Raw genomic sequence first — 12669 nt, forward strand, 5'->3', positions numbered from 1 at the left:
CTCCACCGCCAGAGAGAGGACCGAGTGAGCATCATAGCACGCTATGCTGGAGTTTAAGCCGCCGCTTGTAGGTTGCGTCATTGGCAGCGGGAACTTCACCTTCGATATGTTGAAAGCAACCAAGGAATGCGTAATCAATATTCAAACGGTGGATCTGTCGAAAAAATGACGTCAGTTTTGCCTTGTAGGTTTAAAAATAATGTCTAATTGGGTAAATTTTTCGATACCTTATTAATCGCTGCTTTTTGTTGTTCCGATAGGTAAGTTCCGCCCAAAATGACTGTCATTATCAAAAGAAAAGCTACCGAAGCTATGCGCCTGGCTTTTTTTCCCTGTTCATAGTTGTTCATGATCGACTCCTGAAGTCTTATAAAAGTTAGAATAATACAATATAGACGCAACTGATGAAAGAATCATGAAGCCCGTGGTATTTTCTGGATAAACTAGGTAAGCGGCTGTTTTTCAGTTTCTGGAATCAGGCGTCGGCATGAAAATACATCAATTCACTGCCAATCAGACGTTGTTAAGTCTTAACGGCAGCTATGAGGAACTGTCTCAGGTTGAGGTTGAATATCGTATGGACGAGTGTCGACTGAATCGGATTGAGGAGGTGCGAGACGAGTCATTGATATTTCGTTTTATTAAGGAATTCATTCATTTTTTCGCGCTGGTACTATAGCTTGCGGCGATTTGGTATTTTTCGCAAATCGTTATTGTATTTCTTTGTAAAACACCGGCGCGTAGCGTGTTCGGTGCTGGCTTGTTCGTCAACCGCATCATATTCCGAGGTATCGCTTTGGAAATCGCTCCGATCCTGGATATTGACTATACTGCCTTTCGCTTTGAGGATGTTGCTCTTGGAGGAATTGCACAAGTTTGTGGTTAACAGACTGAACAGGTAAACGTTGGCTATGTGGTTTTAATAAGGCATTGATTTTGCGCGTTTAAGCTAGCCTTAAGACTTTTTAAGTTAAGATTGGGCCAGATTTGAATAAAAAAGGCTCTACCCTATGAATAAAATCATGCTAGCAGTTCCTGTTTTTTTAATATGCAGTTATTTTCAAATAGCCGAAGCATCCGGACATCGCTCGGTTAATAATAAAGCTTCCAACCACGCTGTAACAACAGCCCATAAAGCCAAGCATCATGCCAACAATCATCGGAGCACGGTTTCCTGGTATGGCCCTAAGTTTCACGGCAAAAAAACTGCCAGCGGCCAAGCTTATAACATGTATGCGATGACCGCTGCACACCAAACGCTGCCTCTTTTGTCTTACGCCAAAGTTACCAACTTGAAAAATCATCGTAGCGTCGTTGTTCGCATCAATGATCGAGGTTCTTTTCACGGAAAAAGAGCCATGGATTTATCCTATGCCGCCGCAAAAAAACTCGGTATTTCAGGGTTAGGGTCTGTAGAAATTACACCGCTGAGCCGTAATGAAGCATTATTACCACTAAATAACGGCAGTAAAGCAAGCAAACACGGTTAATTGAAAGACCGTAAATCACATCGCTCAGTGTCTCGCATCGAACCCGCTTAAACATCAAAACAGGGCGACAAAATGTCATCCGATCAGCGTTAAATAACATCCGAAGGTTAGCCCGCAGGGTTGTTCAAAGAAAATTTCTTGATGCGTATATCAACGTAAACTCGCTAAATTATAAATTCGTTTCGCTATCTATATGATCTTTTGGGTTAAGGCCGGAAGAATCAGGGCGTACGTTTAGGATTAGGGTCGTGTAAAATGTAGTCAAATAATCGACCTATTCAGAAACAAGGGATTTTTAACAAAAGCATGTCAGAAACCAATGAAACCTTAGTGATTTATCACGCCGATTGCCTAGATGGTTTAGGCGCTGCATGGAGCGCATTTTGTAAGATGGGCTCTCAAGCCCGTTACGTTGCTGCTTCCCATGGTGATACTGTTCCCGATTTTGAGCCGGGAGCAATACTTTATATACTGGATTTTTCTTATCCGCCTCAGCTATTGGTTGATGCCGCCGCAAAAGCAGGGCGGATCATTCTGATTGATCATCATATAACCGCGATGGAACAATGCGATGACTTTTTTAAGTCACAACCGCTTCCTGAAAATCTGTCGATCAATTTCGATATGTCGAGGAGTGGTTGCGTATTAACTTGGCAGTATTTTTTCCCCGATCGGGAACCGCCTCAGATCCTGTTGCATATCGAAGACCGGGATATTTGGCATTTCAAGCTGGACGGAACCCGAGAAATAACCACGGCGCTGTTTGAGCGTATGCCTATCAACTTTGCTGAAATAGGCGCGATTGATCTCGCGGAGCTGTTGGCGGTAGGTCGCATCCAGTTGGCGCAATTTACAGGAATGGTGAATAGGCTCGCAAAATCTGCACACAGTGTTACGGTGGCGGGGCGGGTCGGACTTGCGGTTAATGCGCCGTCATTATTCTCCAGCGATCTTGGGCATGTGTTAGCCGAAAAATCAGGTACGTTTGGCATGACTTATCAATACAACGGCAGAAAACAGCAATGGCATTTCTCGCTACGCTCAATCGGTGATTACGATGTGGGGCATTTGGCATTGAGTTTTGGCGGGGGAGGGCACAAAAATGCTGCGGGTTTTGTGATGGATAACAATCCATTTTTAACTATTCAGTAGATGCTGGCTTTTTGAGCATACGGATTTTACCGGTTTAAACGGATCTTAATCCTTAGCTAACGCTATTCGGAATATAATATGCCCACTGAATTCATAGCAACCCTATAGCAGGAACCCTGATGAGCATCATTCGTCAAGACGACCTTATTCAAAGCATTGCCGATGCTTTGCAATATATTTCCTATTATCATCCGCTGGATTTTATCAAGGCTATGCATGAGGCCTATAAAAAGGAAGAGAATCCGGCTGCCAAGGACGCAATTGCGCAAATCTTAATCAATTCCCGGATGTGCGCCGAAGGCCATCGCCCGATTTGTCAGGATACCGGCATCGTTACAGTGTTTTTAAAAATCGGTATGGATGTCCGGTGGGATGCAGATCTGAGCGTCGCCGATATGATTAATGAAGGTGTTAGACGCGCTTATTTGCATCCTGATAATGTGTTGCGCGCTTCGATACTGGCTGACCCTGCAGGCAAGCGGCTCAACACTAAAGATAACACGCCGGCAGTGATGCACATGGAAGTCGTGCCCGGCGATACGCTCGATATTGACATAGCCGCTAAAGGCGGAGGTTCCGAAGCCAAGGCAAAATTTGCGATGCTCAACCCTTCGGACAGTATCGTTGACTGGGTGCTAAAAACCGTTCCTACCATGGGCGCGGGCTGGTGTCCGCCCGGCATTCTGGGCATAGGCATAGGCGGTACCGCTGAGAAAGCCATGCTTATGGCTAAGCAGGCGTGCATGGGCTCGATAGATATTCAGGAATTGATCGCACGCGGCCCTAATAATGCGTTGGAAGCATTGCGCCTAGAGCTGTATGACAAAGTCAACGCGCTGGGTATCGGCGCGCAAGGTCTGGGCGGTCTTACTACGGTGTTGGATATTAAAATCAACGATTATCCGACGCATGCAGCCAATAAACCGGTTGCTATCATTCCTAACTGCGCCGCCACCCGTCATGTGCATTTTGTGCTTGATGGCAGTGGCGCGGCCGAATTTAAACCGCCTCGCCTGGAAGATTGGCCGCAAATTACCTGGGATGCAGGCGCTACTGCCCGCAGAGTTAATCTGGATGCCGTGACCCAGCAGGACTTAGAAAGCTGGAAGCCTGGAGAAACGTTGTTGCTCAGCGGCACTATGCTGACCGGAAGAGATGCGGCACACAAACGCATGGCTGAGTTTTTTGAACGCGGCGAAGCATTGCCTGTCGACTTTACCAACAAATTTATTTACTACGTGGGGCCGGTCGATCCGGTTCGCGATGAGGTGGTCGGTCCCGCAGGACCTACGACCGCAACACGTATGGATAAATTTACCGAAGCGATGCTGGATAAAACCGGTTTGCTCGGCATGATTGGTAAAGCCGAGCGTGGGCCTGCGGGAATTGCGGCGATTAAAAAGCATAAAGCTGTTTATTTAATGGCAGTTGGCGGCGCGGCTTATCTGGTATCGAAGGCCATCCGTCAATCACGTATTGTCGCTTTTGAAGATCTCGGCATGGAAGCCATACACGAGTTTGTTGTTGAAGACATGCCGGTCATGGTTGCTGTTGATACAGCGGGTATCTCGGTGCATCAAACCGCGCCAAAGATCTGGCAAAATCGGATAGGCAAGATTCCCGTTTTGACCCAGTAGGGGCGATCCGGCAGGTCGCCCGTGATTTTGTTCCCACGCAGGAGCGGGGAAAATGACATCAAAACACAGAGCAAGAAATGGCTGCAGAAATTGCGTTGACGGGTCGTGATAAACAGGATAATCGAGCTTGAATTTATAAAAATGTACCCCCATTATATTTTTCGGTTGCCAGGATACATCAAGGGAATTCAGAAGATATACAGTTTTAGATGAAAAACAGGCTGAAAGTAGAGTATTGAATTGTGTTGATGGGTAATTGCAGTTATCTTAATCAATAGTTATTAAAATAATAAGGAGAAATCGGATGTCAAAAGGTCAAAATTTACAGGATAATTTTTTAAATGCACTTCGAAAAGAGCATACACCTGTGTCCATCTTCCTTGTTAACGGCATAAAGTTACAAGGCAAGGTGGACTCATTTGATCAGTACGTGGTTATGCTGAAAAATACCTCGAGTCAGATGGTTTATAAGCATGCCATATCTACCATTGTCCCGAGTAAAGCGGTAAAAATGCCGCATGAAAATGGACCCCATGAACAATGATTAAGCCTTTAAGTGAATGTCCTTCGCTGCAGGAAAATCTGCAAGACAGCGGTGGTCTCTGTAGGAAAAATAAACATTTTTTTATCATTACGCCTATGAGGTATTTAATTGTTTGATCGTCCCGAATCAGGTGAACGAGCTGTCCTTGTTCATCTGACACTTCGTTCCATGCATGAAGATCTTTTAGAATTAAAAGAATTGGCCAAATCCGCAGGAACCGATCCTGTCTATGTGCTAACAGGCAGTCGCAAAAAACCTGATCCAAAATATTTTGTCGGCAAAGGCAAGGTTGAAGAGCTTAAAGGGATTATCGAAGCCTATGAAGCCGACATCGTCTTGTTTAATCACCCGCTTTCACCCAGTCAGGAAAGAAATCTTGAAGGTTATTTAGGCGTTCGCGTGGTCGACAGAAATGGGCTGATTTTGGATATTTTTGCCCAGCGTGCGCAGACCTTTGAAGGCAAATTACAGGTCGAATTAGCGCAACTGCAGCATTTATCAACCCGGTTGGTTCGCGGTTGGACGCATTTGGAGCGTCAAAAAGGCGGTATCGGCCTTCGCGGACCGGGTGAAACTCAGCTGGAAACCGATCGGCGCTTATTGGGTTTGCGCATCAAGCAGATTCAACAGCGTCTGGATAAAGTCGATAAGCAAAGGCACCAGGGGCGCAGCAAACGGAAAAAAGCCGAGGTGCCGTCAGTTTCTCTAGTGGGTTACACCAATGCCGGTAAATCAACCTTGTTTAATAAACTGACCGGTGCCGACATTTACGTGGCCGATCAATTGTTTGCCACCTTGGATCCGACCTTGCGCAACTGCCAACTGCCCAATAATAGCGAGATTGTATTGGCCGACACCGTAGGTTTTATACGGCATTTGCCGCATGAGCTGGTAGCGGCGTTTAAATCCACGCTGCAGGAAGCCAGCGAAGCGGATTTATTGTTGCATGTCATCGATGCCAGCAGCGATGACCGGGCAGAAACGATTTATCAGGTCAATCAGGTACTTGAAGACATCAAGGCCAATGAAGTCAGGCAACTTGAAGTTTTCAATAAAATCGATTTATTGGATAACATCCAGCCGCGTATTGAACGGGATGATGTCGGTAATCCGGTGCGGGTATGGTTGTCCGCCGAAACTGGAGCCGGTGTAGACCTGCTTTATCAGGCATTGGCCGAAATATTTTCAAATACTAAAATCAAAAGAAAATGTTATTTGCAGCCTGATCAAGGCGAAATAAGAGCAAAATTATTTGCCTGCGCCAAAATAATCAGTGAAAAAACCGATGATTTCGGCGGCTGTGAGTTAGTCATTGAAATTGATACCAAGTATTCGGGTTTGCTGAAATCGGTTGAAGTCGAAGAGATACTTTAAAATAAAGGTATAAGGCGAAAGCTTCCGGCTTTAGCCTTATACCTCAATCCTCAATAATGGTGGACCGGGAGGGTTGAAAACGCAGTGGGCAAGCCTGCCGACTGAAATAAAGCGAAGCTGTGTTGGTTTGCGTGTTAGGATGAGTCACGCTTGGTTCCCCTATCCTAACGGTAAATCAGCATATCAGCACATCAACATAACTTTATTATCACAATTCGTAACATGGAAAGTTCGCTCAAATTTTTTAACGCTAAAACAGCTTCATTCGGTCGTCACGAAACATTTTCCCTGCGCTATGCTTGGTTAACTAAAGGCTTTCAGGCGTTTAATCACAATCATACTGTTTTTTCATCGGATGAATCCACTATAGAGTTAGGTGTTGGCAAAAACATGGTCAACGCGATCAAATATTGGTTGCGTGCCACCGCAATACTCAAAGACTCCGGTGAGGGTTTGGTTGTAAGCCCCCCCCTGGGCAAGGCTATTTTTTCCGAGAAAGACGGCTGGGATCCGTATCTTGAAGATGAAGCGACTATTTGGCTGATACACTGGCTGCTAGTGACCAATTCTGAGTTAGCCACCGCCTGGTATTGGTTTTTTAACTGTTTTCATAAGCCCGAATTTACCAGCGAGGAAGCCGCCGAAGCCTTAGCGGGTTTTGTTAGAAATAACGTGTCCGGCAAACATTCCGAAAAAACTGTCAAACAAGAAGTTGCCATGATTTTGCGCATGTACAGTCCGCCTAAATTAAACGCAAAATCCGGAATTGAAGAAGGCTTAGATGCGCCTTTAAGCTCATTAAAATTAGTCACGGCCACCGAAAATTCACACTTTTACCGTTCTCTTCCCGGCTCGCAGCCTAATCTGCCGACCAGCGTGATGAGCTACGCCATTAACGAGGTTTTCAACCAGCGCCGTATTGACATGCTGCCCATAAACGATTTGATGTACGGACAAAACCATGGGATTGCTATTGGCAACGTGTTCAGGCTGACAGAAAGCGCGTTATTGGCAAAACTGGAAAATCTAGTGACAGCCTACTCTGAAAATTTTCAAATCAACGAAACCGCCGGTATTCATCAGCTATCAAGAACAGGTAAAAACATGACATCGTCAGACTTCCTGCGCGACTATTATCAATCCGCTACATGAAGGCTGACGACATGGACAACATTCAACTGGACACGCATTTACACCCGCTCGATTAATCTTGAGCGTGATGCGGATTCTTGCGACATCCTCAAGGCGTATATTCCAACCTCCCGTGCCATTCAAACGCTGGACAGAATTGCGGAAACATTCAAGCAAAAATCCGCCCCAAGAGCTTGGTCACTGATAGGTCCTTATGGTTCGGGTAAATCTTCATTTGCAGTCTTTCTGTCACACTTATTGGAAGACCAGGAGCTTGAAACCAATTGTATTGCTGAAGATATTTTAAAACGCTATAACGCTCCGGTAGCCGATAAAATCATCGCTCATACCGACGGCAGCAATGCCTATTGCATCGTATTGTTAACTGGCAGCCCCGAATCATTAAGCAAGCGATTTATCGACGCGCTGCATCAAGCCGCTGTTCGCTATTGGGACAAAGGACGACCCCCGCTATTGTTCAAGAGCTTGATCAAGCAAGACAGCAGCCACTAACGACAAGCAACATTATTGAGTTGCTAAAAAAACTCCAACAGGCCGTTAGCAACACATCAGGCAAAGGCATACTCATCGTTATTGATGAATTGGGTAAGTTTCTTGAATACGAAGCCCGTCATCAAGGCGCCAACGATATTTTCTTATTGCAGGCGCTTGCCGAAGCCGCCTATCAAGACAGCGACGCCAACATTCTTTTAGTGGTGCTGATGCATCAGGCTTTTGAACAATATTCAAAAGGTCTAGGCGCTTACCTGAAAAACGAATGGAGCAAAGTACAAGGGCGATTTGAGAGCATTCCGTTCCTTGAATCCGCCGAACAAACCTTGCACCTTATCGCAAAGACCTTTCGTAACCGGCTGACAGCCGAGCAGCAGCGCGACGTAAATTGCCAGACAACCGACATTGTGACTGTTTTACATCAGAAAAATGCCTTGCTTCCCGGCCTGAGTGCAGAACCCGCCATAGAAATTCTAAGCCAGTGTTACCCATTACATCCGATAGCCGCGCTGATTTTGCCGACGCTGTGCCAAAAAGTTGCGCAAAACGAAAGAACCTTATTCGGCTACCTCGGCAGTCAAGAATATTTTGGTTTTAAACACAGCATTCAGCGCTTAAAACAGATTGGCGACTGGGTTTTGCCGTGGGAGATTTTTGAATACTTCATCCAAAACCAACCTTTAGCCACCACTGACCATTTCACCCGCCGACGCTGGGCCGAAGTCATGACCGCCACCGAACGGCTAGGCGATGCCGAAGAACTGGAAACACACCTGCTAAAAACCATCGGCCTGTTCAACATCATCGGCGGTCAGGCTGGCTTTAAAGCCAGTAGCGAATTATTGAAACTGTGCTTCCCGGCATCGGTTAATGTTGATCAACTACTGGGGAATCTACAAAAAAAATCCATCATCAACTACCGGAAATTCAGTTCCGAATACCGGATTTGGGAAGGCAGCGATTTTGATTTGGATATTGCCTTACAAGAAACCATGCAGCAGTTAGACCGTTTTAATTTGGCGGAAACACTGACCCGTCGTAACAAATTAGCACCGGTCGTGGCCCGAAAATATTCCATACAAAACGGCACCTTGCGCGTATTCAGCCCTTTTTATGTCGATGCCGACACTAAAAAAGAGTTTTATCAGCACAGTGATCAACCAAGAATTCTTTTTTTCTTAGCAGAAAGCCCCGACGACAGTGCCGTTTTTGACAAGCTGATAAAAGCCGACTCCAACCCCTTAAATCTTTATGTACTATGTACTATGTACTATGTACTATGTACTATGTACTATGTACTATGTACTATGTACTATGTACTATGTACTATGTACTATGTACTATGCGGAAATTGTCAATGTAGTTGTCGCCTCGACGGTTAAAACTTACGCTGCTTTTTTGGTCTGAATAATCACCTCCTTGGCCTCATCTTCTTTTGTTTCGGCCTTATCAGGATTAAGATGAACTGCTTGGATTCTTTGCCAATTCCGTGTGCTTCCGCTCCAGCGCCGTGGATGTTTAGCACAAGCAGCCCCGTAGACGATTTTACGCTTATCCAGAAGCTTTTCATCCAAGCCTTCATGACGTTGCGCTGGGGTGACAAACTGGATAGCGCTGTGGCGATGTTCGTTGTTGTACCATTCCACTAACCCCATGACCCATTGACGTGCTTCTGTGACATCGGCGAATGGCTTTAACGGATATTTAGGGCGATATTTCAAGGTCTTAAACAACGATTCTGAGTAAGGATTGTCGTTACTCACCGACGGCCGACTAAAGGAAGGCATAACACCGAGCTGCTGCAAGGTTGCCAGCATAGACGATCCCTTCATGGGACTGCCGTTATCAGAATGCAGGATAAGCTGTTTTGACTGTATGCCTTCACGATGACATAGATCGCGTAACAGTTCGCCAGCCAAGGCGCTGCTTTCTTCTTCATACACCTGCCAACCGACAATCTTTCGACTGAAAATATCAACAAATAGATAAAGATAGAAGAACTGTCCGCGGATAAGCGATGGCAGGTAGGTAATGTCCCAGCTGTAGAGCTGGTTAGGCGCTGTGGCACAGATTGCACGCGGTTTGGTACGTGTTTGAGCAGGGCGTTCGCTTCGACGGTGGGCAAGCTGATTTTCCTCTCGCAGTATGCGATAGAAGGTCGACTCAGAAGCCAGATAGCTACCTTGATCGGCTAGCCGCGGCACGATCTGACTCGGTGGCAGATGGCCGAATTCATCGGAATTGGCGACAGCCAATACTTCGGCGCGCTCGATTGCTGTCAGCTGGTGTGGCGGTTGATAGTTACGCAATGGACGTTGATCACAGCAGACAGTCCCGTTAACCTGCCAGCGTTGTAAGGTACGCTCGCTCAAACCTAGCACTTCACAGGCTTTAGCTTGGCGTACCCCCGCTGTTATCGATTCATTCAGTAAAACAATCACTTGCTTGCGCTCTTCGTGGGTAGTCATTCGACCTCTCCCCCCAAGAGCGCTCGGAACTTTTTTGCAGAACCAAGAGCGCTGCGGCTTCTGCCAGTGCCTTGTCTTTACGCAATAGTTCGCGCTCAAGGCTTTGATTTTCCACTTTCAATGCACGTAAGACTCGTGCTTCTTCACGCGGGTCTTCCGAGTCACCCTGACTACAAAAATCAGTTTTCCACTGGTCCAGTTGATGGGCAAAAACGCCTCGTTCACGGCATCCGATATTTAAGTCCTCGCCAAGTAAACTATAGCTTTGCTGCAAAGCGGCAAGACGTTCTTCTGGGCTCCAATCCTCGGGGCGTTTTGATTTCGGTTGTGCAGGTTTATTGACGTCCTGTTCGCTTTGTTTCATCCAAGCCTTCAAGGTAGTTAAATTGATGTTCAATTCGTCTGCGACGGACTGAATCGATTGTTCATTGCCACGACTGTAAACTTTTACCAATGCCTGCTCTTTGAAGCCTGCTGAATACCGTTTATATTTTTTCATTTCTAATCTCAAATTTTCTTTTTTCTTAAAATTTGAGGCGACAACTATTCTGACGCAGGGGGGGTAGAGGCAGTACGCACAACTTCTGTTGCAGGGGTTAATTAACCCCGATTTCAAATGGTTCTGTCGTAAATATTCAAAGGCCTTCATGCCATGTAAATTATTAATGACAAACAATTCGTGAGTTATTGGCTATGTGCGCAGTCGCACAGACCGATTTCAGTCATGTGTGTATATTTAAAACACGGGCAAGGGGATTTAATAGGACATGTAGTGGGCTCACTCGTTATTAACAATAAATCGAGTCATCCAGTTAAAGTCAGAAAAATAGCTAATGCCCTCAAACCTTACCTGAGTTACCGACTAAGAATATCAATTAAATTCGCTCAGACTTTCGGACTGAGCCAACCGGAGAAAAGCTATGATTAATACCGACCAAATTAAGCCTGATATGCCCGTTGTCTGCTCTCAAGATGGCCAGTTCGCCACTGTCGATCATATGGAGGGGATGGATACCATCAAGCTGAAGAAAGATAAGACCGGTCGGCACCATTACATTCCAGCAAGTTGGGTAACCTCAACCGAGGGCGGCAAAGTTAAAGTAGATCGTCCAGGAGACCAGGCGATGGAGGAGTGGTCGACAAGTCCGCCAATCTTATAGACGAATGACTTCACGCGATAATAGTGGCAAGGGAGATGGTGGCTTTTCGCTTCAGATGAGAAGTTGAGGTCTATAAACGACAGGCACAACTAAAGTGGTAACGTTCAATGTATACGGTAGAGGATCTGTGGCTTTTGTTACGGATGAAAAAGGGTACATTAAAGCACACTAAAGTTCTATGAGTGTGTATCGAACGCTTTCGGGTTACATTTGTTATATAAAACATAACGCTTTTATTAGTCCGTAGTAAGGTTAAAACCACCGCCTTTTAGGCGGTCAGATTTATCTATGATTTTTTGACGCATGATATTGCTCTGAACTGAAAAGTAAGGGGCCTTATGGATTACCGTTATGGAAGTCATACTGTTTTTAAAATTCAATATCATTTTGTATTTGTCACAAAGTATCGTTATAAGGTGTTGAAAGGTAACGTTGGTTTGAAAGTTCGTGAACTGATTAGGCAAACCTGTGAAGCCTTTGAAATAGAAATTCTGAAAGGCGTTATCAGTCAGGATCCTGTCCATATTTTGGTTTCTGCGCCACCCAATTTGGCACCGAGCGAAATTATGAGGCGAATCAAAGGCAGGTGTTCGATGAAGCTGTTCGAGAGTTTTCCTGATTTGAAAAAATGCTATTGGGGTCGTCACTTCTGGGCACGGGGTTACTTTTGCGTGACTTCTGGTGAGTTGACAGATGAAATGATAAAAAATTATCTGGAACATCATTTTGAACCCAAAGGAGATGATAATTTTAGGACAGAGTCATGAACGGGTCTTATGACCCGTATCCGGACTTTAGTCCATTATACGAACCCACCAGCTTTAGCTGGTGGGTGTTCAGTTCTCTTTTTCCAGCGAACAGAAAGGGAAATTTAAACAAGTAGTTTTAGTTAATGTGCCACCCGGCAATGGTCAACAGATAGGTTTCATTACCGTTTCGGATTTTGAAGAGCTTTCACATACTTTCATTGCCGATGATCAGGTTGCCGTATTTTTGCCATTCAGTTATGCGATAGGTGGCAACACGGTCATTATGTCACGGGAAAATGTAGTAGAAATAGATATGTCTGTTGAGGATGCTCTGCGTTTTATCGCAACAGTCGGCATTGTTGGCAATATTAATGATGAAAAAAAAGAATAGTTGAAGGGTTTGAATTTCACTAAAATGAAAAAATACGCCGAGGTCAAATACGACCTTGGC

The 12669-nt window shown here is 45.4% G+C and carries 14 protein-coding genes; 12 read left to right on the forward strand and 2 right to left on the reverse strand.

Annotation, left to right across the window (positions count from 1 at the left end; translation table 11 throughout):
* Nucleotides 1-203: 203 nt before the first annotated feature.
* Complete coding sequence (locus ABXJ76_RS08740) at nucleotides 204-350, reverse strand: hypothetical protein (RefSeq protein ID WP_432746109.1); 147 nt, start codon at nucleotides 348-350, stop codon at nucleotides 204-206.
* Between the two features lie 137 nt (nucleotides 351-487).
* On the opposite strand from ABXJ76_RS08740, the gene ABXJ76_RS08745 reads away from it, so the two are divergent.
* The 9 genes from ABXJ76_RS08745 (at nucleotide 488) to ABXJ76_RS08785 (ending at nucleotide 9223) form a co-directional block, all read left to right on the forward strand.
* A complete protein-coding gene (locus tag ABXJ76_RS08745) occupies nucleotides 488-679 on the forward strand; it encodes a cation-transporting P-type ATPase (RefSeq protein ID WP_432746111.1) in 192 nt (63 codons plus the stop codon).
* 331 nt (nucleotides 680-1010) lie between these two features.
* Complete coding sequence (locus ABXJ76_RS08750; protein WP_432746113.1) at nucleotides 1011-1490, forward strand: septal ring lytic transglycosylase RlpA family protein; 480 nt, start codon at nucleotides 1011-1013, stop codon at nucleotides 1488-1490.
* A 306-nt stretch (nucleotides 1491-1796) separates the two neighbouring features.
* On the forward strand, nucleotides 1797-2642 hold the full coding sequence (locus ABXJ76_RS08755; RefSeq protein WP_432746115.1) for a DHH family phosphoesterase: 846 nt from the start codon (nucleotides 1797-1799) through the stop codon (nucleotides 2640-2642).
* A 119-nt stretch (nucleotides 2643-2761) separates the two neighbouring features.
* Entirely contained in the window at nucleotides 2762-4279 is a 1518-nt protein-coding gene (locus ABXJ76_RS08760; RefSeq protein WP_432746116.1) for a fumarate hydratase, read from the forward strand.
* A gap of 304 nt (nucleotides 4280-4583) precedes the next feature.
* Entirely contained in the window at nucleotides 4584-4823 is a 240-nt protein-coding gene (gene hfq, locus ABXJ76_RS08765; RefSeq protein WP_432746118.1) for an RNA chaperone Hfq, read from the forward strand.
* A gap of 108 nt (nucleotides 4824-4931) precedes the next feature.
* Entirely contained in the window at nucleotides 4932-6197 is a 1266-nt protein-coding gene (hflX, locus tag ABXJ76_RS08770; protein ID WP_432746120.1) for a ribosome rescue GTPase HflX, read from the forward strand.
* A 222-nt stretch (nucleotides 6198-6419) separates the two neighbouring features.
* Complete coding sequence (locus tag ABXJ76_RS08775) at nucleotides 6420-7349, forward strand: DUF4007 family protein (RefSeq protein ID WP_432746122.1); 930 nt, start codon at nucleotides 6420-6422, stop codon at nucleotides 7347-7349.
* A gap of 237 nt (nucleotides 7350-7586) precedes the next feature.
* The gene (locus ABXJ76_RS08780; RefSeq protein ID WP_432746124.1) at nucleotides 7587-7841 is read left to right on the forward strand and encodes a hypothetical protein; all 255 of its coding nucleotides are present in this window, start codon (nucleotides 7587-7589) and stop codon (nucleotides 7839-7841) included.
* A gap of 20 nt (nucleotides 7842-7861) precedes the next feature.
* A complete protein-coding gene (locus ABXJ76_RS08785) occupies nucleotides 7862-9223 on the forward strand; it encodes a hypothetical protein (protein ID WP_432746125.1) in 1362 nt (453 codons plus the stop codon).
* Nucleotides 9224-9226: 3 nt separating this feature from the next.
* Here ABXJ76_RS08785 and ABXJ76_RS08790 read toward each other — a convergent pair.
* Nucleotides 9227-10808, reverse strand: a protein-coding gene (locus tag ABXJ76_RS08790) for an IS3 family transposase (RefSeq protein WP_432746128.1) whose coding sequence is annotated in 2 segments (ribosomal slippage) — nucleotides 9227-10346 and nucleotides 10345-10808 — 1584 coding nt in all. Because the reading frame shifts where the segments join, the coding sequence is not laid out codon by codon here.
* 421 nt (nucleotides 10809-11229) lie between these two features.
* On the opposite strand from ABXJ76_RS08790, the gene ABXJ76_RS08795 reads away from it, so the two are divergent.
* The 3 genes from ABXJ76_RS08795 to ABXJ76_RS08805 all read left to right on the forward strand — a co-directional run bounded on the left by ABXJ76_RS08795 (nucleotide 11230) and on the right by ABXJ76_RS08805 (nucleotide 12609).
* A complete protein-coding gene (locus ABXJ76_RS08795; protein WP_432746130.1) occupies nucleotides 11230-11469 on the forward strand; it encodes a DUF2171 domain-containing protein in 240 nt (79 codons plus the stop codon).
* Between the two features lie 338 nt (nucleotides 11470-11807).
* On the forward strand, nucleotides 11808-12236 hold the full coding sequence (gene tnpA, locus ABXJ76_RS08800) for an IS200/IS605 family transposase (protein WP_432746132.1): 429 nt from the start codon (nucleotides 11808-11810) through the stop codon (nucleotides 12234-12236).
* Between the two features lie 61 nt (nucleotides 12237-12297).
* A complete protein-coding gene (locus ABXJ76_RS08805; RefSeq protein ID WP_432746134.1) occupies nucleotides 12298-12609 on the forward strand; it encodes a DUF502 domain-containing protein in 312 nt (103 codons plus the stop codon).
* Nucleotides 12610-12669: the final 60 nt, after the last annotated feature.

This window comes from Methylobacter arcticus (assembly GCF_050917435.1).
GTDB lineage: Bacteria > Pseudomonadota > Gammaproteobacteria > Methylococcales > Methylomonadaceae > Methylobacter_A > Methylobacter_A titanis.